Source organism: Streptomyces sp. NPDC041108 (assembly GCF_055592645.1).
This window is the reverse complement of sequence record NZ_JBVIYK010000004.1, coordinates 270,904-292,431: the sequence shown is the minus strand read 5'-3', so window position 1 is coordinate 292,431 and position 21,528 is coordinate 270,904. Positions and strand designations below refer to the sequence as shown.

At 71.5% G+C, this 21,528-nt stretch carries 19 protein-coding genes; 14 read left to right on the top strand and 5 right to left on the bottom strand.

The window, feature by feature from the left end; translation table 11 throughout:
- Window positions 1-57 precede the first annotated feature (57 nt).
- The 8 genes from ACZ6BB_RS14465 (at window position 58) to ACZ6BB_RS14430 (ending at window position 7,672) form a co-directional block, all read left to right on the top strand.
- Window positions 58-429, top strand: coding sequence for an FKBP-type peptidyl-prolyl cis-trans isomerase (locus ACZ6BB_RS14465; RefSeq protein ID WP_079663377.1), 372 nt, complete (start codon window positions 58-60; stop codon window positions 427-429).
- Between the two features lie 150 nt (window positions 430-579).
- Window positions 580-1,533, top strand: coding sequence for a helix-turn-helix transcriptional regulator (locus ACZ6BB_RS14460; RefSeq protein WP_471615535.1), 954 nt, complete (start codon window positions 580-582; stop codon window positions 1,531-1,533).
- A 14-nt stretch (window positions 1,534-1,547) separates the two neighbouring features.
- Window positions 1,548-2,555 (top strand): helix-turn-helix transcriptional regulator, encoded by a 1,008-nt coding sequence (locus ACZ6BB_RS14455; RefSeq protein WP_471615534.1) that lies wholly within the window; start codon window positions 1,548-1,550, stop codon window positions 2,553-2,555.
- A gap of 141 nt (window positions 2,556-2,696) precedes the next feature.
- Window positions 2,697-2,957: a hypothetical protein gene (locus tag ACZ6BB_RS14450; protein ID WP_471615736.1), complete on the top strand. Its 261-nt coding sequence runs from the start codon at window positions 2,697-2,699 to the stop codon at window positions 2,955-2,957.
- A gap of 10 nt (window positions 2,958-2,967) precedes the next feature.
- On the top strand, window positions 2,968-3,162 hold the full coding sequence (locus ACZ6BB_RS14445) for a hypothetical protein (RefSeq protein ID WP_037701791.1): 195 nt from the start codon (window positions 2,968-2,970) through the stop codon (window positions 3,160-3,162).
- Between the two features lie 245 nt (window positions 3,163-3,407).
- Window positions 3,408-3,698: a Sec-independent protein translocase subunit TatA gene (gene tatA / locus ACZ6BB_RS14440; protein ID WP_390806670.1), complete on the top strand. Its 291-nt coding sequence runs from the start codon at window positions 3,408-3,410 to the stop codon at window positions 3,696-3,698.
- A gap of 41 nt (window positions 3,699-3,739) precedes the next feature.
- On the top strand, window positions 3,740-4,687 hold the full coding sequence (gene tatC / locus ACZ6BB_RS14435; protein WP_390806669.1) for a twin-arginine translocase subunit TatC: 948 nt from the start codon (window positions 3,740-3,742) through the stop codon (window positions 4,685-4,687).
- A 135-nt stretch (window positions 4,688-4,822) separates the two neighbouring features.
- The gene (locus ACZ6BB_RS14430) at window positions 4,823-7,672 is read left to right on the top strand and encodes a DEAD/DEAH box helicase (protein ID WP_471615533.1); all 2,850 of its coding nucleotides are present in this window, start codon (window positions 4,823-4,825) and stop codon (window positions 7,670-7,672) included.
- Window positions 7,673-7,793: 121 nt separating this feature from the next.
- Here ACZ6BB_RS14430 and atzF read toward each other — a convergent pair whose 3' ends face one another.
- The 4 genes from atzF to ACZ6BB_RS14410 form a co-directional block, all read right to left on the bottom strand.
- A complete protein-coding gene (gene atzF, locus ACZ6BB_RS14425) occupies window positions 7,794-9,452 on the bottom strand; it encodes an allophanate hydrolase (RefSeq protein ID WP_471615532.1) in 1,659 nt (552 codons plus the stop codon).
- 180 nt (window positions 9,453-9,632) lie between these two features.
- On the bottom strand, window positions 9,633-13,151 hold the full coding sequence (locus tag ACZ6BB_RS14420; RefSeq protein ID WP_471615531.1) for a 5-oxoprolinase/urea amidolyase family protein: 3,519 nt from the start codon (window positions 13,149-13,151) through the stop codon (window positions 9,633-9,635).
- On the bottom strand, window positions 13,148-13,765 hold the full coding sequence (locus tag ACZ6BB_RS14415) for an urea amidolyase associated protein UAAP2 (protein ID WP_471615530.1): 618 nt from the start codon (window positions 13,763-13,765) through the stop codon (window positions 13,148-13,150). Before ACZ6BB_RS14415 ends, ACZ6BB_RS14420 begins: the two co-directional genes overlap by 4 nt.
- Window positions 13,762-14,586: an urea amidolyase associated protein UAAP1 gene (locus ACZ6BB_RS14410; RefSeq protein WP_471615529.1), complete on the bottom strand. Its 825-nt coding sequence runs from the start codon at window positions 14,584-14,586 to the stop codon at window positions 13,762-13,764. The genes ACZ6BB_RS14415 and ACZ6BB_RS14410 overlap by 4 nt, the downstream gene beginning before the upstream one ends.
- Window positions 14,587-14,816: 230 nt before the next feature.
- On the opposite strand from ACZ6BB_RS14410, the gene ACZ6BB_RS14405 reads away from it, so the two are divergent.
- The 6 genes from ACZ6BB_RS14405 (at window position 14,817) to ACZ6BB_RS14380 (ending at window position 20,548) form a co-directional block, all read left to right on the top strand.
- Window positions 14,817-15,452 (top strand): TetR/AcrR family transcriptional regulator, encoded by a 636-nt coding sequence (locus ACZ6BB_RS14405; RefSeq protein ID WP_471615528.1) that lies wholly within the window; start codon window positions 14,817-14,819, stop codon window positions 15,450-15,452.
- Between the two features lie 345 nt (window positions 15,453-15,797).
- Window positions 15,798-17,435, top strand: a complete 1,638-nt coding sequence (locus ACZ6BB_RS14400; RefSeq protein WP_471615527.1) for a sensor histidine kinase — start codon at window positions 15,798-15,800, stop codon at window positions 17,433-17,435.
- Window positions 17,432-17,839, top strand: coding sequence for a roadblock/LC7 domain-containing protein (locus ACZ6BB_RS14395; protein ID WP_318810776.1), 408 nt, complete (start codon window positions 17,432-17,434; stop codon window positions 17,837-17,839). Before ACZ6BB_RS14400 ends, ACZ6BB_RS14395 begins: the two co-directional genes overlap by 4 nt.
- Window positions 17,836-18,252: a DUF742 domain-containing protein gene (locus ACZ6BB_RS14390; RefSeq protein WP_471615526.1), complete on the top strand. Its 417-nt coding sequence runs from the start codon at window positions 17,836-17,838 to the stop codon at window positions 18,250-18,252. Before ACZ6BB_RS14395 ends, ACZ6BB_RS14390 begins: the two co-directional genes overlap by 4 nt.
- Complete coding sequence (locus ACZ6BB_RS14385; RefSeq protein ID WP_471615525.1) at window positions 18,233-18,883, top strand: GTP-binding protein; 651 nt, start codon at window positions 18,233-18,235, stop codon at window positions 18,881-18,883. The genes ACZ6BB_RS14390 and ACZ6BB_RS14385 overlap by 20 nt, the downstream gene beginning before the upstream one ends.
- A 195-nt stretch (window positions 18,884-19,078) precedes the next feature.
- Window positions 19,079-20,548: a cytochrome P450 gene (locus tag ACZ6BB_RS14380; RefSeq protein WP_471615524.1), complete on the top strand. Its 1,470-nt coding sequence runs from the start codon at window positions 19,079-19,081 to the stop codon at window positions 20,546-20,548.
- Here ACZ6BB_RS14380 and ACZ6BB_RS14375 read toward each other — a convergent pair.
- Complete coding sequence (locus ACZ6BB_RS14375; RefSeq protein ID WP_471615523.1) at window positions 20,545-21,522, bottom strand: pseudouridine synthase; 978 nt, start codon at window positions 21,520-21,522, stop codon at window positions 20,545-20,547. The genes ACZ6BB_RS14380 and ACZ6BB_RS14375 overlap by 4 nt on opposite strands.
- Window positions 21,523-21,528: the final 6 nt, after the last annotated feature.

The window sequence follows — 21,528 nt, the reverse complement described above, 5'->3', positions numbered from 1 at the left end:
CGGGATGCGAGACTGTCCGGCGTTGTCCAGTACATACACAAGCAGGAGCCTGAAGACGTGAGCATTGACAAGCCCGAGATCGACTTCCCCGAGGGCGCGCCGCCGGCCGACCTGGAGATCAAGGACATCTGGGAGGGCGACGGCGAGGTGGCCCAGGCGGGCCAGACCGTGACGGTGCACTACGTGGGTGTGTCCTTCTCCACCGGTGAGGAGTTCGACGCCAGCTGGAACCGTGGGGCGCCGTTCCGCTTCCCGCTCGGTGGCGGTCGTGTCATCAAGGGCTGGGACCAGGGCGTGCAGGGCATGAAGGTCGGTGGCCGCCGTCAGCTGACCATTCCGGCGCACCTCGCCTACGGCAACCAGAGCCCGACGCCGGCGATCAAGCCCGGTGAGACGCTGATCTTCGTGGTCGATCTGCTCGGGGTCTGATCTGTCGGAAGCCGTGTCAGGGACGACCGTGTCGTGACCGGTCTCGACTGTCTGGGGTCCATGCCTGTTCGGGCATGGGCCCTCGGCTTTTGCCGCGACGCTTCGTAGCGGTAGGTTCGTGCCGCGGAAACACCCGGAGGAAGGGCGTCGATGGCCATTGCCAAGGCCGAGCGGTTGATGAACCTGGCGCTGTGTCTGCTGGGGACGCGCCGGCCGCTCAGCAAGCGCGAGCTGCGGGAGTCGATCGAGGCCTATCTCGAAGCGGGAAGCGACGACTCCTTCAACCGCATGTTCGAGCGCGACAAGGACGATCTGCGCGAACTCGGCCTGGTCATCGAGACGGTGGAGAACCTCGACGGCGAGGTCGGCTATCTGGCCCGCCGTGTCAGCAACAGCCTTCCCCCCATCACCCTCGACGCCGAGGAGGCCGCGGCCCTCGGGCTCGCCGCGAAGGTCTGGCAGCAGGCCCGTCTCGCCGGAGCGGCGAGCGGCGCCCTGCAGAAGCTGCGCGCGGCCGGGCTGCCCGAGGAGGTCGACCCCTACGAGGCCCATGGCGCCCTGGAACCGCGCATCCCGGTGCACGAGGCCGCCTTCGAACCGCTGATGCTGGCCTGCCGCGACCGGCGCCCGGTCGTGTTCGACTACCGCAAGGCGACCGCCGCGCGTCCCGAGCCCCGCCATGTGGAGCCGTGGGCCCTGGAGTGCTGGCGCGGTCACTGGTATCTCGCCGGGTTCGACCGTGACCGGGGCGCGGAGCGTGTCTTCCGGCTCTCCCGGATCACCGGCAAGGTCCGCAGCCGCGGGGGCGCCTTCACCGCCGAGGTGCCGGACGTCGTCACGGTCCGGGAGACGGTCGCGAGCTGGGCCGGGGAGACCGCCGACCGGTCCGCGCTGATCCGGCTGCGCTCCGGCGCCGGCTACCCGCTGCGGGCGAAGGCCTCCGCCGTACGGGAACTCGGGGACGGCTGGGACGAGTTGGAGATTCCGTACGGGCACGGGCTGGATGCCTGGCTGGTCGAGTTCGGGCCCGACGTGGTGGTCCTGGAGCCCGCCGAGCTGCGGGCCGACGTGATGGACCGGCTGCGTGCCGTGGCCAAGGGTTGAGGGGACGTAAGAACGTGGTGGGAAAACCGGCCCGGCCGGCGAACGCCATCGACCAGACCCGGCGGATGCTGTCCCTGGTGACCTATCTGCGGGAGCGGCCCGGCGCCCGGATCGAGGACGTCGCCCGTGCCTTCGGGATCACCGAGGACGAGCTGGTCTCGGACCTCGATGTGCTGCCCATGTGCGGGACCAGCTTCCGCGGCGGTGATCTGCTCGACATCGACACCGACGGCGAGCGCATCTGGTGGCACAACCCGGCCGCCCTCGGCGCGGAGGCGGCCGAGCCGCTGCGGCTCGCCGCCGACGAGGCCACCGCCCTGCTGGTGGCCGCCCGCGCGGTGGCCACCCTGCCCGGACTGCGCGAGAGCGACCGGCAGGCCCTGCTGCGGGCCACCGCCAAGGTCGAGGGCGCGGCCGGGGAGGCGGCGGGCGCCAGCTCGCGGCTGTCGGTCACCTTCGAGGCCGAGGGCGGGGTCTTCGCGGACGTCGACCGGGCCATCTCGGAGCGCCGGCGGCTGTGGATCCGCTACTACTCGCCGGCCCGGGACGAGGTCACCGAACGCGAGATCGACCCGATCCGCCTGGTCAGCGTGGGTCACACCTATGTCGAGGCCTGGTGCCGCCGCTCCGAGGCGCGGCGTACGTTCCGGCTGGACCGGGTCGCCGAGATCAAGATCCTCGACGAGCCGTCCGCGCCGCCCGAGATCGAGCTGCGGGACCTGTCCCAGGCGCTGGTGCAGCCCGCCGCCGAGGATCCCGAGGTCGTCGTCGAGGTCGGGCCAGGGGGGCGCTGGGTCGCCGAGTACTACCCGCACGACACCGCCGAGGAGCTGCCGGAGGGCGGGCTGCGCATCAGCCTGCGCACCCCCGACCCGGCCTCGCTGCGGCGCCTGGCGCTGCGGCTCGGGCGCGACGGCCGGATCGTCTCCCCGCAGGACCTCGCGGACAGTGCCCGCAGGGCGGCCCGCGAGGCACTGGCGGCCTACGACGAGGCCGCGACGACGGTGACGACGGGTCCCTGACGGCGGGACCGTGACGACGGCGTACGACCGGAACAAGGAGATGCGAGGGCTGTGAGCGGCGGTTCGGTTGTGTCGGGTGTGAAGGCCGGCGTGAGGTCGGGCGTGAAGTCCGGTGTGCAGGAGATCCAGGAGATCCGGGAGATGACCGTGGCCGTCGCCTTCGCGGGCATGAAGAAGGCCGTGGACGTGGTGTTCAGAGCCGGCTGCCCCGACTGCCGGGCCCATGTCGAACTGGGTGCGAGCGCGCTGCGCCTGGCCATCGGCGCCAGCAGCAGGACCACGTTCTACTCCTTCACCTGCCCGGAGTGCGGCATCGCCGTCCGCAAGCCGGCCGGCGAGCGGATCGTGGAGCTGCTGACCGGGGGCGGGGTGCGGACCCTGCGGCTGCATTCGGCGGGCTAGGGTCGTCGCCATGTTCTGGGCGATGTTCGCGGTGGCTGTGGGTTTCGTGGGGCTGGTCGTGCTCGGGGTGCTCGCTGCACGGGTCTTTGTGGAGGCCCGGCGGCTGGGTACGCAGGTCACGGAGTCGGCGCGCAGGATCAGCCGGGCGGCGGAGGATCTGGAGCGGGCGTCGGCGAGCGCGGCCCGCTCCGCGGACGCCCTGTGAGTTCCGGTCGAGCCTTCTGAGACTTGCCCGGTGAGTGCGTTTTGTGTCACTTCGTCTTGTCGCCTTCTCACCTTTGGCAGGTACGCTCGTGGGCGCGGCCCAGGGACGAGGTGCGGGCCGAACACGAAGTATGCGCAGGCATTGCCAGGCGTTTACTCCTGCGGGTTACGATCGCACTGCTCGGATGTATGTCCGGCTGGACGGTCGGAACCCACCCCCGACCACGCCGTCAGAAGGAGTCCAACATGATCGGCAACCTGAAGCCCCTTGAGATCGTTCTGATCATCGCCGTCATTCTGCTGCTGTTCGGTGCCAAGAAGCTTCCTGACATGGCTCGGTCGCTGGGCAAGTCGGCTCGCATCCTGAAGAGCGAGGCGAAGGCGATGAAGAAGGACGACGAGGCGGCCACCGCTTCGGAGACCACCCAGGACCAGGCTGCGCAGCAGCCGATCGCTCCGCGCACCATCCAGGCTGCCCCCGGCGACGTCTCCAGCTCCCGTCCCGTCACAGAGACGCAACGCACGACTCAGAGCTGACTCCTTACCGCTGAGGCCTTTGGACGAGACGAGGATGTGGGTTGCTCAAGTCTGCCCGCAAGCAGGAGAAGGATGCCGAGGGGCGAATGCCTCTCGGTGAGCACCTGCGTGAGCTACGCAATCGACTGCTGAAGTCGGTACTCGCCGTTGTCGCCGTCACGATCGTGGCGGCGTTCTTTCAGAAACAGATCTTCGAGTTCCTGATGCGGCCGATTCTCGAGTCGGTCGGTTGTGTCGACGGTGCCACGACCATGCGGAACGGCAAGCCGTGCGCTTCCATGACCACGAACGGACTGCTGTCGCCGTTCACGATCGCACTGAAAGTCGCTCTGATGACGGGCGTGTTGGCCGCCACCCCGATCTGGCTCTACCAGCTGTGGGCCTTCATCGCCCCCGGGCTGCATCAGCACGAGAAGCGCTACGCGCTCGGGTTCGTGGGGGCCGGTGTCCCCCTCTTCCTGGGCGGTGCGTATCTTGCCTACTCGATCCTGCCGCAGACGGCAGAGATCATGCTCAGCTTCACGCCCGACAATGCCCAGAACCTGCTGCCGCTCGACGACTACCTGGACTTGATCACACGCATGGTGATCGTCTTCGGCCTGGCGTTTGAGCTGCCTCTCCTGCTGGTGTTGCTGAACATGACGAACGTGTTGAGCGGCAGGAAAATGCTCGGCTGGTGGCGGGGCATGATCGTCGGCCTGACGGCCTTCGCTGCGATCGCCACGCCTGGCGGCGAGCCGATTTCGATGCTGCTGCTCGCTGGGCCCCTGTGCGTGCTCTACTTCGTCGCCGTCGCCTTCTCCGTGCTCAATGACATGCGGCGGAGCCGGAACGACGCGGACGCCCGGCTGAGTGACGACGAGGCATCCGAGCTGGATCTCACGCCCGAGGATGTCGGCGAGATCGAGTCCGTCTCGGCGAGCCCGGAACTCCCTGCGCAGGCCGAGCGAGGGCGGGAACGGATCAACGGGTACGACGACGTCACCTGACACCCGGCCGCCGCCCGGGAGCGGTGGCCACGGCGGCGGGCCCCACCGGAGGTACTCGGTGGGGCCCGCCGCCGTTCTCGGACGCCTTTTCGGACGCCGGGGCGTCCGGATCTCGACGGTGCCACGATCCGGATAATGATCGTCCTGTTGTCAGTGGGGCCCGGTACGCTCGAAAGCACGATGACAGAGGACCTCTCCCCGGCCGAGCGGTACGCGGCAGCACGTAGGCGCGCCGTCGAGCAGGCCACCGCGCTCGCCGGTTTCCGCGCGATGTACGACTTCGGTCTCGACCCGTTCCAGATCGAGGCCTGCCAGGCGCTGGAGTCGGGCAAGGGCGTCCTGGTGGCCGCCCCCACCGGCTCGGGCAAGACGATCGTCGGCGAGTTCGCCGTCCACCTCGCCCTGGAACAGGGCAAGAAGTGCTTCTACACGACACCCATCAAGGCCCTGTCGAACCAGAAGTACTCCGACCTGTGCCGCCGCTACGGCGCCGACAAGGTCGGCCTGCTCACCGGCGACAACAGTGTCAACTCCGACGCCCCGGTGGTCGTGATGACCACCGAGGTGCTGCGGAACATGCTGTACGCGGGCTCCCAGACGCTTCTGGGCCTCGGGTACGTGGTCATGGACGAGGTGCACTACCTCTCCGACCGCTTCCGGGGGGCCGTCTGGGAAGAGGTGATCATCCACCTTCCCGAGTCGGTCACCCTCGTCTCCCTCTCGGCCACCGTGTCCAACGCGGAGGAGTTCGGCGACTGGCTGGACACCGTCCGCGGCGACACCGATGTGATCGTCTCCGAACACCGGCCCGTGCCGCTGTTCCAGCACGTGCTCGCCGGACGGCGGATGTACGACCTGTTCGAGGAGGGCGAGGGCAACAAGAAGGCCGTCAACCCGGACTTGACCCGGATGGCGCGGATGGAGGCGAGCCGACCCTCCTACCAGGACCGCCGGCGCGGCCGTGCCATGCGCGAGGCCGACCGTGAGCGCGAGCGCAGACAGCGGTCGAGGATCTGGATCCCGAGCCGGCCCGAAGTGATCGAACGGCTCGACTCCGAGGGCCTGTTGCCCGCCATCACCTTCATCTTCAGCCGCGCTGCCTGCGAGGCCGCCGTCCAGCAGTGCCTGTACGCGGGTCTGCGGCTGAACGACGACGAGGCCCGGCTCAAGGTGCGCGCCCTCGTCGAGGAGCGCACCGCCTCCATCCCCCACGAGGACCTTCATGTCCTCGGCTACTACGAATGGCTGGAGGGCCTGGAGCGCGGTATCGCGGCCCACCACGCCGGCATGCTGCCGACGTTCAAGGAGGTCGTCGAGGAACTCTTCGTACGCGGCCTGGTGAAGGCCGTGTTCGCCACCGAGACCCTCGCCCTCGGCATCAACATGCCCGCCCGCTCGGTGGTGTTGGAGAAGCTCGTCAAGTGGAACGGCGAGCAGCACGCCGACATCACCCCCGGCGAGTACACGCAGCTGACGGGCCGCGCGGGCCGGCGCGGCATCGATGTCGAGGGCCACGCGGTGGTGCTCTGGCAGCGCGGGATGAACCCCGACCACCTGGCCGGACTCGCGGGCACCCGCACGTACCCGCTGCGCTCCAGCTTCAAGCCGTCGTACAACATGGCGGTCAACCTTGTCGAGCAGTTCGGGCGACACCGCTCGCGGGAGCTGCTGGAGACCTCGTTCGCGCAGTTCCAGGCCGACAAGTCGGTCGTCGGGATCTCCCGGCAGGTCCAGCGCAACGAGGAGGGTCTGGAGGGCTACCAGGAGTCCATGACCTGCCACCTCGGGGACTTCGAGGAGTACGCGCGCCTGCGGCGGGACCTGAAGGACCGTGAGACCGATCTGGCGAAGCAGGGCGCTGCCCAGCGACGGGCCGAGGCGGCCGTCGCACTGGAGAAGCTGAAGCCGGGCGACGTCATCCACGTGCCCACCGGCAAGTACGCGGGGCTGGCGCTGGTGCTGGATCCCGGGCTGTCCGCCGGGCGGTCCAACGGTCATCGCGGGTTCGAGCAGCACGACGGGCCGCGTCCGCTGGTGCTGACGGCCGAGCGGCAGGTCAAGCGGCTGGCCTCGATGGACTTCCCGGTGCCGGTGGAGGCGCTGGAGCGGATGCGGATCCCGAAGTCCTTCAACCCGCGTTCTCCCCAGTCGCGGCGGGACCTGGCGTCCGCGCTGCGCACCAAGGCAGGGCATCTCGTGCCCGACCGGCACCGCAAGCGCAGGGCCGCCGCCGCGGACGACCGTGAGATCGCCCGGCTGCGGGCGGAGCTGCGGGCGCATCCGTGCCACGGCTGCAGCGACCGGGAGGACCACGCGCGGTGGGCCGAGCGCTACTACCGGCTCAAGCGGGACACCGCGCAGCTGGAGCGGCGAATCGAGGGCCGTACGAACACCATCGCGCGGACCTTCGACCGGATCGTGGCCCTGCTGACGGAGCTGGACTATCTGCGGGCGGACGAGGTCACCGAGCACGGGAAGCGGCTCGCGCGGCTCTACGGCGAGCTGGACCTGCTGGCGAGCGAGTGCCTGCGGGCGGGCGTCTGGGAGGGGCTCGGGCCTGCCGAGCTGGCCGCGTGTGTCTCCGCCCTGGTGTACGAGGCGCGGGCCGCGGACGACGCGATGGCGCCGAAGCTGCCGTCCGGGAACGCCAAGGCCGCGCTGGGGGAGATGGTGCGGATCTGGGGGCGGCTGGACGCGCTGGAGGAGGAGTTCCGGATCACGCAGAGCGAAGGGGTGGGGCAACGCGAGCCCGACCTCGGCTTCGCCTGGGCCGCGTACATGTGGGCCTCGGGGTCGGGGCTCGACGAGGTGCTGCGGGAGGTGGAGATGCCGGCCGGTGACTTCGTGCGGTGGTGCAAGCAGGTGATCGACGTGCTGGGGCAGATCTCGGCGGCGGCGCCTCCCGGGTCGAGCGTGGGGAAGAACGCGCGGAAGGCCGTGGACGGGCTGCTGAGGGGGGTCGTGGCCTACTCCTCGGTGGGGTGAGGCCCCGCCGGGCGTGGGCGGGACGGGTCGTTCGACGGGCGCGGGTGGGGAGCTTGTCTCCCGGGTCCCCGCGCCCCCGCAGGACCTCGCGGTGCCCCTCGGCCGCAGGAGTGCCGGGTCGTCAGCGGGACAGGAAGCCTCGCCAGCCGCCGTACTGAGTGATGTCCTTGGCGTCCCGCAGGGCCGTCGGCTCGCAGAGGAAGCCCGGGGCCCGGGTGCCGTCGGACAGTTCGACGGTGCCCAGGGCCATGGGGCGGGGCAGCGCGGTCAGGAGGCGGCCCAGGCCCGCTGCCGGGAGGCGCCAGATCTCGGCCTCGACGGCGGCGCCGCCCTCGCCCACATGGACCAGACCCGGCTTCGGCGGGGTCGTGCGCAGGGCGTGCAGGCGGTAGACGGGCGCGGTCGTGGTCGTACGCTCCAGCCGGGCGCCCAGGGACAGGAGTTGGGGGTTCAGGGGCTGGCCCGAGAGATGGGCGCCCACGACCGCCAGCCGGGCCTCCGGCTGGAGGAGGGCGGCGACCCGGGCCAGGCGGTCGTCGGTGAAGGCCGGGCCGATCAGCATGACGCCGAAGGGCAGGCCGTTCACCTCGCCCGCCGGCACGGCCACGGCCGCCAGGTCGAAGAGGTTCGTGGAGTTGGTGAAACGGCCGAGCCGGGCGTTCGCGCGGAGCGGGTCGGCGGCGACCTCGGCGAGTGTCGGGTGCCCCGGAGCCGTCGGCAGCAACAGGGCGTCCGCGTCGCCCAGTTCGGCGAGGGCGCGGGCGCGCAGGACCGCCAGCCGGTCCTGGTCGGCGAAGAGCTGGTGGGCCGGGATGTCCCGGGCCCGGGTGATGATGCCGGCGACCGTGGGGTCGAGGGAGCCGACGCCGTCCGCGAGCGCCTTGTCGACGAACGTGCCGACGGCCGTGTAGCGCTCGGCGACGAACGCGCCTTGGTAGAGCATGGCCGCGGCCTCGGTGAAGGGGGTGAGGTCGAGGGGGCGTACGTCCGCTCCCGAGGCCCTGAGGAGGGTCACCGCCGACTCGTACGCCTCCGCCCAGCCCTCGTCCAGTTCGCCCAGCTGCTCGCGTGGCGGGACGGCGACGCGCCACGGGCCCGGGGTGCGCTGGGGGAGGGGCGGGAGGGGCCGGCCGGGCGGGGAGACCATGTGGGCGAGGGCCTGTTCGGCCTCCGGGAGGGTGCGCGCGAACACCGTGACGCAGTCGATCGAGGCACAGGCCGGGACCACGCCGGTGGTGGGGACCAGGCCCCGGGTGGGCTTCAGGCCGACGATGCCGTTGAAGGCGGCGGGGACCCTGCCGGAGCCGGCCGTGTCGGTGCCGAGCGCGAGGTCGACGACACCGAGCGCCACCGCCACGGCCGAGCCGGAGCTGGAGCCGCCGCTGATACGGGACGGGTCGTGGGCGCTGCGCACGGCACCGTGCGGGGAGCGGGTGCCGACGAGGCCGGTGGCGAACTGGTCGAGGTTGGTGGTGCCGAGGACGAGGGCGCCGGCCTCGCGCAGCCGGGCGACCACGGGGGCGTCGGCGGCGGGGGTGTAGGCGTACGCCGGGCAGCCCGCGGTGGTGGGGAGGCCGTGGACGTCGATGTTGCCCTTCACGGCGACGAGGCGGCCGGCGAGGGGGAGGGGGGTGCCGGCGGCCAGACGGGCGTCGAGGGCGCGGGCCTCGGCCTCCACCTCCGGCTGGGGCCGTAGGTCGATCCAGATCTCGGGGCGGTCGACGGCTTCGATGCGGGCGTAGGCCGTGCGGACTCTGGTGAGGGTGGGGGAGGCGGGCATGTGTGCTCCTGGCGGCTGTGAGGTGCGCGTGTTCGTTTCGTTCGTCTCGCCCCCGCCGCCCCTACCCTTCCCATCCCCAGGAGCTGTGCCCCTTCGCCCCCCTTGCACGTGAGGGCTCGGAGGGTACGGATCGTCGGCGGGTGCGGGTGTGCGGGGCTTGTCGCGCGGTTCCCCGGGCCCCTAAAGGGGGCTCGGGGTCAGGACGATCAAGGGCGTGCCCGCGGTGACCTGGGTGCCCGGGGTGGTCAGGACGCGGTCGACGACGCCGTCCGCGGGGGAGGGGACACGGGACTCCATCTTCATCGCCTCCAGGGTCAGCAGGGGCTGGCCGGTGGTCACCCGGTCGCCCGGTCGTACGTTCACCTGCCAGACGGAGGCGGTGAACTCGGCCTCGACCAGGTGGCCGCCCTCCGGGACCCGGATCTCCGCCGGGGCGGCCGGGGGCGTGGCCGCCGTCTCCGCCCGGGTGAACTCGCCGGCCGCCTCCCAGGCCGCGCGCTCCGCCGCGAAGGCGCTCTGCTGCCGGGTCCTGAACTCGGCTATGGAGTCGGCGTGTTCGGCGAGGAAGGTCTCGTACTCGGCCAGGGAGAACGTGCCGGGCTCCACGCGCGGGACGAAGCGGCCCGAGACGATGTCCGCGCGCAGGGACAGGAGTTCGTCGGCGTCCACCGGGTACCACCGGATCCGGTCGAAGAAGCGGAGCAGCCACGGGGAGCCGGGCTCGAAGGCGCCGCGTTGCTGCCAGGGGGACCACACCTGGGTGGTGCGGCCGACGAACTGGTAGCCGCCGGGGCCCTCCATGCCGTACACGCAGAGATACGCGCCGCCGATGCCGACCGAGTTCTCCGCCGTCCAGGTGCGGGCCGGGTTGTACTTCGTCGTCACCAGGCGGTGGCGCGGGTCCAGCGGCGTCGCGACCGGGGCGCCCAGATAGACGTCGCCCAGGCCCAGGACCAGGTACTCCGCGGCGAAGACCGTGTCGTGGACGTCGGCCGTCGAGTCCAGGCCGTTGACGCGGCGGATGAACTCGATGTTCCAGGGGCACCAGGGCGCGTCGTCGCGGACGCCCGCCATGTAGCGGGCGATGGCCTCACGGGTCGCCGGGTCGTCCCAGGAGAGGGGAAGGTGGATCGTGCGGGACGGGACGACGAGTCGGTCCGTCGGGGGGAGGGACGCCACGATCCGGCGTACCGCCGTGAGGAGTCCGTGTTGGGGCAGGACGGCCGGGTCCGTCCGGATCTGCAGGGAGCGGATGCCGGGGGTGAGGTCGGTGACGCCGTCGAGGGCCGCGTCGCCGACCGCCTCCATCAGGGCGTGCACGCGCATCCGCAGGGCCAGGTCGAGCTGCATGGGGCCGAACTCGACGAGAAGGTTGTCGTCGCCGCTGCGCCGGTACGTCACGTCGCCGTCGCGGGCCAGGACGCCGCCGTCGACGATCGCGGGGCGGGGCGAGGTGTCGTCGGCCACCGGGACGAAGCGGACCGTGTCGCCCGGGCGCAGCTGGCCGAGCTTCCAGCGCTCGGTGGACAGGACCGTGGCCGGGCAGACGAAGCCGCCGAGGGAGGGGCCGTCGGGGCCCAGGAGGACCGGCATGTCGCCGGTGTAGTCGACGGCGCCGACCGAGTACGGGGTGTCGTGGATGTTGGAGGGGTGCAGACCCGCCTCGCCGCCGTCGGCGCGGGCCCAGCGGGGCTTGGGGCCGACCAGGCGGACGCCGGTGCGGGCCGAGTTGAAGTGGACCGTCCAGTCGGCCGCGTAGAACTCGTGGATGTCCTCCTCGGTGAAGAACTCCGGTGCCGCGTGCGGGCCTTCGAGGGCGGCGACCCGCCAGGCGGAGGTGAGGGACGGGCGGACCTCCGGCGGGACCGGGCCGCCCTCGGCCGTGACCTCACCGCCGTGCAGCACGTCGCCGGTGCGCAGCGCCCGGCCGCCGTGGCCGCCGAAGCGACCCAGGGTGAAGGTGGCCGCGCTGCCCAGGAACGACGGCACGTCCAGGCCGCCGCCCGCGAACAGCACGTAGGTGCGCAGGCCGTGCTCCGCGGGGGCGCCGACGGACAGGACGGCTCCGGCGGGTACGGTCACCGGCTCCCACTGCGCGATCGGCGCCCCGGCCACGGTCACCTCGGCGGGGGCGCCCGTCACACAGACCGTGGTGGCACGGGTGAAACGCAGGGTCGGCCCCTGGAGGGTGCATTCGAGGCCGGGGGCGCCCTCGGCGTTGCCCAGCGCCCGGTTGCCGAGCCGGAACGACAGGTCGTCCATGGGACCGCAGGGCGGGACGCCGACCTGCCAGTGGCCGGTGCGGCCCGGCCAGTCCTGGACGGTGGTGAGGGTGCCGCCGGAGACGACCTCGATCCGGGGGGTCGGGTCGGTGACGGTGGCGAGGGTGGCCGTGGAGTGGGTGGCGTGCCGGACGTCCCCGTCGGCGAGGGCGGCCCGGACCAGGCCCAGGTTGGTCTCGATGCCGTCGATCCGGGTCCCGGCCAGCGCCTCGTCCAGCCGGCGCAGGGCCTCGGCGCGGTCGGAGCCGTACGCGACGACCTTGGCGAGCAGCGGGTCGTACGCGGTCGTGACCTCGGTTCCGGTCTCGGCCCAGCCGTCGACCCGGACGCCCTGCGGGAACGCGACCCGGGTCAACAGGCCCGCGCTCGGCCGGTGTTCGCGCGAGGGGTCCTCGGCGTAGATCCGGGCCTCGACGGCATGGCCGCGGGGCTGCGCCGGGGCCCGCACGACAGCGGAGTCGCCGCGGGCCAGGCGCAGCATCCACTCGACGAGGTCGACGCCGTGGATCTCCTCGGTGACGGTGTGCTCGACCTGGAGGCGGGCGTTGACCTCCAGGAAGTACGCCTCCTCGCGGGCGGCGTCGTAGACGAACTCGACGGTTCCGGCGGAGCGGTACTCGACGCTCGCGCACAGGTCGCGGGCGGCGGTGGCCAGCCGCGCGCGCACATGGTCGGGCAGGCCGGGGGCCGGGGCCTCCTCGACGACCTTCTGGTTGCGGCGCTGGAGGGAGCAGTCGCGGTCGCCGAAGGTGACGACCAGGCCGTCCCCGTCGCCGAAGACCTGCACCTCGACGTGGCGGGCCCGTTCGACGAGACGTTCGAGGTAGACGCCGGCGGAGGAGAAGGAGGCAGCGGCGACGCGCTGCACCCGCTCCCATGCCTCGGTCAGCTCGGAGGCGGACCGGCAGGCGGACATGCCGATGCCACCGCCTCCGCCGGTGGCCTTGAGCATCACCGGGTAGCCGACGGCCGAGGCGTGGGCGAGGGCGTCGGTGAGCGAGGGCAGCAGGTCGGTGCCGGGCAGGAGCGGGACGCCGGCCGCCTCGGCGGCCGCCCGCGCGGTGTGTTTCGTGCCGAACAGTTCGAGCTGGTCGGGGGTCGGGCCGACGAACACGAGGTCCGCGTCCTCGCAGCGGCGGGCGAAGCCGGCGTCCTCGGAGAGGAAGCCGTAGCCGGGGTGGACCGCTCCGGCGCCCGTGTCCTTGGCGGCCTTGAGGATCAGGTCCGCGTCGAGGTACGACTCCTTCGCGGGTGCCGGGCCGAGCCGTACCGCCTCGTCGGCGAGCCGGACGTGGGCGGCGGCGCGGTCGGCGTCGGAGTACACCGCGACCGTGCGCAGGCCCAGTGCGCGGGCCGTGCGGATGATCCGGACGGCGATCTCGCCGCGGTTGGCGACCAGCAGGGTGTCGAAGGTCATGTGCCCGTCCCGGTGATCGTCATCTCCACGGCCGTCGGATCGAAGCCGTTGCAGGGGTTGTTGACCTGGGGGCAGTTGGAGACCAGCACGAGCACGTCGCACTCGGCGCGCAGGGTCAGGGCGAGACCGGGGGCGGAGATGCCGTCGACGATGCCGAGGGTGCCGTCCTTCTCGACCGGCACGTTCATGTACCAGTTGATGTTGGACACCAGGTCGCGCTTGCCGAGGCCGTGTTTCGCGCCCTCGGCGAGGAAGTTGTCGACGCAGGCGTGCTGGGACCAGGTGTGGTGTCCGTACCGCAGGGTGTTCGACTCCTTGGAGCAGGCGCCGCCGACCGTGTCGTGGCGGCCCACGTCGTCGGCGGTCACGGTCATCAGCGGGGTGTGCTCGTTGGACATCAGCACGCTGCCGGTGGTGAGGAAGATGCCGCCCTGCGCGTGGATCGTGTCGGGCGCGCTGTAGCGGACGGCCGTGTCGTGGGCGTCGTACACGAGGAAGTCGACGGCCTGGTTGCCGTGCAGGTCGGTGAGGGTGAGGGTCTGACCGGCGCGGATCACGCACGACCAGGCGGCGCGGGCCGGGACGACGGTTCTCACGGAGGTGGCGGTCTTCATGCGATCCCCCTCGCGGCGAGGAACTCGGCGGTGTTCAGGAAGGCGCGGCGGCCCTCGGGGCCGGTGTCCCACAGGGGATCGCCCGGGCGGGTCGGCGAGGCGCGCCAGGCGAGCACCTCCAGCGGGGTGCAGACGTACTCGGGGCGTGGGTCGGCCGGGTGCGGCACGTTGGCGATCAGTACGGTCACGTCCTGCTCGGTGCGCAGGGTCACGGCGGCTCCGGGGCCGGCCGAGCCGGTGAAGTCGAGGGTGCCGTCCTCGCGCACTTCCACGCCCTGGAAGAACGAGAGCGAGGGCGGGAGGTCCCGGGGTCCGAGGCCGTTCTTGGCGGCGGCCAGCTTGAACAGCTCACGTCCGGCGGGGGAGGGCGACTGCGCGGTGCCGTCCCCGTACCGCTCGGTGTTGCGGACGAGGGTGCTGGTGCCGCACAGCGCGTCGTGACGGCCCGAGGTGTCCGCGACCACCGACGCGAGGACGCGGCCCTGGTCGGACAGGAGCAGGACGCCCTCGCCCAGGTAGGCGTTCCACTGGACCTTGACGGTGTCGGCGACGTTCAGCCGCTCCCAGGGGCGGTCGGCGTGGTGCAGCAGCAGATGGGCGCAGGCGTCGCCGCGTACGTCGGTGAGCCGGAGTTCGGTGCCGCGGGCGAGCACCCTGTGGGTGTAGTTCCCGCCCGCCACCGTCTCCGCCCACACCAGCCGTTCCGGCGCGCAGGGCGGGTCCGGCCAGTGGGCGGCGGGCACCACGGGCATCGCCTCGGCCCGGGCGCCCTCCTGCGCGCGGGCGTGGTCGCGTGCTCCGTACGTCGTCGATGTCGCCATCGGGGGACCTCCGGGTGCGGCGTGTATTTCTGTCGTGCGACAGAAATTAGGGGCCCGGCGGGTCGCCGCCATGTCCCGTGCGTTGCGGTGCGGTTACCGAGCCCTCACGGACTTCTGCCTCGGCGGCGGGTCGGGGAACCGTGCGGCCGGGCGTGCCCGCGTGCGGGTGTCGTGTGCGTCGTGCGGCCGGCCGCCGGGGTGTGCGGGTGCCGTGTGCGAGGATCGAACACATGGGAAGCGCGGGTGGCACCGGTGGGCGGCGGGTCGGCAGGCCCCGGGCCCAGGGGCGTGCGGAGAGCGGACTGCCGCCCCGCGACGAACTGCTCGCGGCCGCGGCCGAGTTGTTCACCACGCGAGGCTACGCGGCCACCACCACCCGGGCCGTCGCCGAACGGGCCGGTATGCGGCAGGCGTCCATGTACCACTACGTCTCCGGCAAGGAGGAACTGCTCGCCGAGCTGCTGGAGTCGACCGTCACCCCCTCGCTCGCGTACGCCCGTGAACTCCTCGCCCGGGACGGCGTCCGCGTCGAGGACCGGCTCCGGGAGCTGTGCCGCGCCGATGTCGCCCTCCTGTGCGGCGGCACGCACAACCTCGGCGGTCTGTATCTCCTCCCGGAGGTCCGCGCCGAGCGCTTCGCCGGATTCCACGCCGTACGGGCCGAACTGAAGGACGCCTACCGGCAGTTGATCGCGGCGACGGCCGCGGGCGGGGCACTCGCCAAGAATGAGCTGGATCTGCGTACGGATCTCGTCTTCGGGCTGATCGAGGGTGTCATCCTCGTCCATCGCTCCGATCCCGACCGCCCCGTCTCCGCCTTTGCCGAGGCAACGGCGGACGCCGCGCTGCGCATCGTCGGCGTCTGAGGAAGACACCCCGGCGGCCCGTTCTCCGGCGCCGGTTCACCCTGTCAAGAGGCTCCGCTCGTACGCCCGTACGCCGTCACGCACTGTGTGCGAATGACGCCCCAGCGTGTAAATGACCAGAGCGTACTCCTGTCGCGAGGGTGATTTCAGGCGGTTGCTGAATATGACACAGCGATGATCCGGTCGGACTAAGCTCGCCCGCAGCGCACCGAGTTGAGATGTATTCGGGCGCTTGTTCCAAAAAATACCGAAGACGCAGTTTGATTCGCGGATGAACCCGAGCAACCCCCGGCAACTCCCCGCAAGTCACCCGACCATCAGCCGAACCGTCTTTAGAGGGCATACATGGTGAGTGTTCAATCGCCTCCCGGTGGCCGTGAACTTCCCTACGCGCGCTTGCTACCGCTACCGGCGATACTGATGGCCGCGGCGACCGGAACCACCGTCTCCCTGGTGACGGGCCCGGTCCGGCTCGCCGTCGGCTTGTGCGGAGCCGCCGCGACGCTCCTGCTGACCGTCGTGGCCGTTCTCGCGGTGCGCGGCGGCCGTCGTACCGTCCGGGAACTGCGCGCCGAACAGCAGCGGCGGACCGCGCTCCTCGAACAGCGCATCGCCGCCCACGACCAGGAGTTCACCCGGCTGGGCAAGGAGATCCTGCCCGCCACGCTGTACCGGCTGCGCACCGGAGAATCCCCCTCAGAGGTGATTCGTCACGTCGTCGACGGCGATACCGAGTGGCGCCAACTCCCTGCCGCCCAGCGAGATTTGCTGCGCACCCTGCTCACCATCGTCGACCGTGAGGTAGCGCTGCGCGACTCCTCGCAGCGGTCCTTCGTGAACATCGCCCGCCGCGTCCAGGCGATCGTCCACCAGCAGAACAACGAACTCCGCGAGATGGAGGAGGACCACGGGCGCAATCCCGAGGTCTTCGACGACCTGCTGCGCATCGACCACGGCACCGCCCTGATCGGCCGCCTCGCCGACTCCATCGCCGTCCTCGGCGGCGGCCGCCCCGGCCGCGTCTGGTCCCGGCCCGTCCCGCTGTACAGCGTGCTGCGCGGCGCCATGTCCCGCATCCTGGAGTACCGCCGCATCGAGCTGGACTCGATCGCCAAGGTCAACGTCGACGGCGTCGGCGTCGAGCCCGTCATCCACGCCTGCGCCGAACTCCTGGACAACGCCACCCGCTACTCACCGCCCCAGACCAAGGTGCACGTCACCGCCGTGGAGGTGCAGACCGGCATCGCCATCGAGATCGAGGACGGCGGGATCAGTCTCAGCGAGGAGACCCGCGCCAAGGTCGAGGACATGCTCGCCAAGGCCCAGCAGGGCGTCGACATGCAGGAGATGGGTGACACCCCACGCCTCGGCCTCGCCGTCGTGGGCCGGCTGTCGACCATGTACAACATGCAGATCTCGCTGCGGCCGTCCGCCTACGGCGGCGTCCGCGCCGTCGTCGTCGTACCGCGCAACCTGCTCACCGAGGAGCCCGCCCCCGGCCTCGCCCACGGCATCGGCGCCGGCGCCGTGACGACCATGGACACCGACGGCGTCGAGGGCCCCAACCGCAAGGCCAAGCGCCGCCGCCCGACCACCGGCCCGCGGATCCCGAGTTCCGCGGAGGACATGGGCCAGGGCATGGACGACGACGTTCCCGTCGTCACCGAGTGGACGGCCAACGGCCTGCCGCAGCGCCGCAGCCGGAGCAAGATCCCGCTGAGCCAGCGCTACGCCGAGGCCGCCGCCGCGGAGGCCGCGGCCGAGGCCGCCATGGCCGCCGCCCCCGTGTGGCAGGAGCCCGCACCCGAGAAGGAGCAGCCTCCGCCCGGCATGTGGGTCGAGGCGTTCATGGCCGGGCTCAAGGGCGACCCCGACCCGAACGCCTTCAGGAACCACCCGGACGACCCGGAGCCGTCCACCGCACGCACCGCGAACACCGAGCCGGCCCGTACCGAGGCCGACGACGAGGGGGACCTCAAGTGATCCAGCAACGGGCCAATTTCGACTGGCTGCTGAAGGATCTGGCCGACGGCGTACCCGGCATCCAGCAGATCGTCGTGCTCTCCGCCGACGGCCTGCGGATCGCCCGCCACGGAGGCGACCCGGACGCCGCCGACCGGGTCGCCGCGGCGTGCGCGGGACTGCAGAGCCTGGCCGGTGCCATGGCCGGTGAGATCCCGCAGAGCGACGGCCACATGCGGATGGTCATCATCGAGATCAACGGCGGCTACTTCTACATGATGGCCGCCGGATCCAACGCCTATCTCGCGGTGCTCGCCAACGAGGTCGCCGAACCCGGACTGATGAGCAACCGCATGCGCGACCTCGTCGACCGCATCGGCTCCCACCTCACCAGTCCGCCGCGGCGGAACGGGCAGACCGTATGACGCCTCCGCGTCGACGGCGGCGCCAGCCCCAGCACGAACCGCCTCCCCCGCCGCCGCCCGGGGACGGCCCCCCGAGCGGGACGGGGGAGCGCCGGGCCCCCGAGCGGCTCTACATCCTCACCGGCGAGGACGGCGAGCGGGCCCCGATCGACCTCGTCACGTTAATCGTGGCGCGCGCCGACCCGCCGCCGTCCGCCGCCCCGGAGCAGTCCGCGCTGCTGCGGATCTGTGAGGCACCCCTGTCCGTGGCCGAGATCTCGGCCTACCTCAACCTGCCGATCAGCGTGGTGACCGTCCTGCTCACCGAGCTGCTGACGGCCGAACTGGTACAGGCACGCGCACCGGTCGTCCGGCAGGCGCGGGCAGACCGTTCCCTCCTCGAAGCGGTGATGCATGGACTTCAAAAGCTCTGACACCATCACGGGTCCACGGACCGAGGACCACCTGCCGCACACCGCGCAGGCCGCGGCGAAGATCGTGATCGTGGGCGGTTTCGGCGTCGGCAAGACGACCATGGTGGGGTCCGTCAGCGAGATCAGGCCGCTGACGACCGAGGAGACCATGACGCAGGCCGGTGTGGGGGTCGACGACAACTACGGCTCCAAGTCCAAGACGGCCACCACCGTGGCCATGGACTTCGGCCGCATCAGCATCACCGACGAGCTGGTGCTCTATCTGTTCGGCACCCCCGGCCAGGAGCGCTTCTGGTTCCTGTGGAACGGCCTGTTCGAGGGCGCCCTGGGCGCTGTCGTCCTGGTCGACACCCGACGGCTGGAGGTCAGCTTCGACGTCATGGGCCGCCTGGAGGAGCGGGACGTGCCCTTCGTCGTGGCGGTCAACGACTTCCCCGACGCGCCCCGCTACGCCGTCGACGAACTGCGTCAGGCCCTCGACCTGGCCCCGGAGATCCCGATCATCCGCTGCGACGCGCGCCGCCGGGCGTCCAGCCGGGACGTCCTGATGACCCTCACGACCTTCCTGCACTCGCTGGCGATGTCGGGGGCGGGGGTGCCGGGCACGGCGCCGGGGACGGCGTCGGCATGACCCACGTCCGAGCCCCGTACACCTCGAAGGGCCGCTACTCCTCGAACGGCCGCTCTCCCTCGAACAGCCCATGCACCCAGCACGACTCGTGCGCCCCGTACCACCCGTACGCCCTGTACCAGCCGTGCACGCCGTACGCCCCCGGCGGCCTCACCGACACAGACAACGGATCCACCTCAGTTCGGAGCGATCACCGTGACGCCTGAATCACACTCCCTCACCGGCACGGACGACCCCACCTTCGGGCCGCCCCCCGGCTGCCCCGCCCACGGCACGGGCCCCGGCGGACTCCGCCGTCTCTACGGCCCCGAGGCGGAGGACCTGGGAGCCGTGTACGAGAAGCTCCGCGCGGAGCACGGCCCGGTGGCTCCGGCCCTGCTCCACGACGACGTGCCGATCTGGGTGGTGCTCGGGCACGGGGAGAACATGCACATGGTGTGCACACCGTCGCAGTACTCCCGCGACACCCGTCTCTGGAACAAGCTCCAGGACGGCACGTTCAAGCCCGACAACCCGCTGATGCCGCACATCGCGTGGCAGCCCATCTGCTGTCACGCCGAGGGCGACGAGCATCTGCGGCTGCGCGGCGCGGTCACCGGCGCCATGTCGACCATCAACTTCCGGGGCATCCGGCGCAGCATCAACCGCTACACCCAGCAACTCGTCAACGAGTTCTGCGAGGAGGGCGAGGCGGATCTCGTCGGCCAGTTCGCCGAGCATCTGCCGATGGCGGTGATGTGCGAGATCCTCGGCATGCCCGAGGAGTACAACGACCAGATCGTGCACGCCGCCCGGGACATGCTCAAGGGAACCGACACCGCGATCGCCAGCAACGCCTACATCATGGAAGCCCTCATGCGGCTCACCGCGCGCCGCAGGGCCGAGCCGCAGGAGGACTTCACCAGCCACCTGATCAACCACCCGGCGCGGCTCACCGACGAGGAGGTGGGCCAGCACCTGCGCGTCGTGCTCATCGCCGCGTACGAGGCCACCACCAACCTGCTCGCCAACGTGCTGCGCGTGGTGCTGACCAACCCCGGATTCCGCGCCCAGCTGAAGGGCGGCCAGATGACGGTGCCGGAGGCGGTCGAGCAGTCCCTGTGGGACGAGCCGCCGTTCAGCACGCAGCTCGCCTACTTCGCCAAACAGGACACGGAGCTGGGCGGTCAGCGCGTGCGCAAGGGCGACGGTCTGCTCTTCGGCATCGCGCCGGGCAACGTCGACCCGCGGGTACGGCCCGACCTCACCGCGAACATGCAGGGCAACCGGTCGCACCTCGCCTTCGGCGGCGGTCCGCACGAGTGCCCCGGCCAGGACACCGGCCGTGCCATCGCCGACGTGGGCGTCGACGCGCTGCTCACACGTCTTCCCGACATCCGGCTCAACTGCGAGGAGAGCGAGCTGCGCTGGCGGGCCTCCATCTCGACCCGGCACCTGGTCAGGCTCCCGGTGCGCTTCGAGCCCAAGGAGAGGGAGGCTCTCGAACTGCCGCCCGTCGGCCGCCCGGTGCCCGCACAGCGCGAGGGCCGGCAGGCGGCCAACCCGGACACCCCGCTTCGGGCCGCCTCCACCGCGCCCCGGCCGGCGCCGCCGGTCCCGGCCGCCGAACCGAGCGGCCGTCCCGGTCTCCTGCGCCGCGTGCTGCGGTGGTTGAGCGGCCGCTAGGAGACGCCGTCAGGCCTGGTCCTCGGGGTCGTCCCGGCCCACGTCTCGTACGACGACCAGGCCTGCAGCACCCTCCCGCTCACGAACCGGTGGTCGAGCCCCGTGACCGGATCGGCGAACTCCAGCGCGCGTGCCAGCAGTTGCAGCGGGCGCCGGAAGTCGCCGGACGGCACGGGGTCCCGCACCTGCGGATACAGCGGATCCCCGAGGATGGGCAAGCCCAACGACGCCATGTGCACCCGTAGTTGGTGGGTCTGCCCGGTGCGGGGCAGCAACCGGTAGCGAGCCGGCCCGCCCTCCCGCCGGTCCAGCAGCTCCACACCGCTCACGGCATTGGGTTCGCCCTCCACCTCGCGGGCCGCCATCACCCCGCGCTCCTTCACGATCCGGCTGCGTACGGTGCACGGCAGGGCGACCGACGGGTCGTACGGGGCGACGGCCTCGTACTCCTTGGTGACGAGCCGGTCGCGGAACAGCGACTGGTAGGCGCCGCGTTCCTCGGGGCGGACGGTGAACAGCACCAGTCCGGCGGTGAGCCTGTCCAGACGGTGGGCGGCGCCCAGCGTGGGCACCCCCAGCTCCCGGCGCAGCCGGGCGAGTGCCGTCTGCGTGATGTGGCTGCCCCGCGGTGTCGTGGCCAGGAAGTGCGGCTTGTCGACGACGACGATGTGGTCGTCCCGGTACACGACCTCCAGCGGGAAGGGGACCGGCACTTCGTGCGGAAGGTCCCGGTGGAACCAGACCGACATGCCCGGCAGGTATGCCATGTCGCGCGACACCGCATGTCCGTCGGCGTCCACGATCAGCCCCGCGTCGAGCATCCCGTCGATCACTCCGGTCCCGGCCGCGAGCCGTTCCACCAGGTGATCCCGCACGGTCGCCCACGCGGTCCCCTGCGGCAGCCTCACCCGCACGGGGTCGATCCCGTCGCGCTGCGGCAGGGGCGCGGGGGGAGCCGGGCTTCTGCGTCTCATCACGGT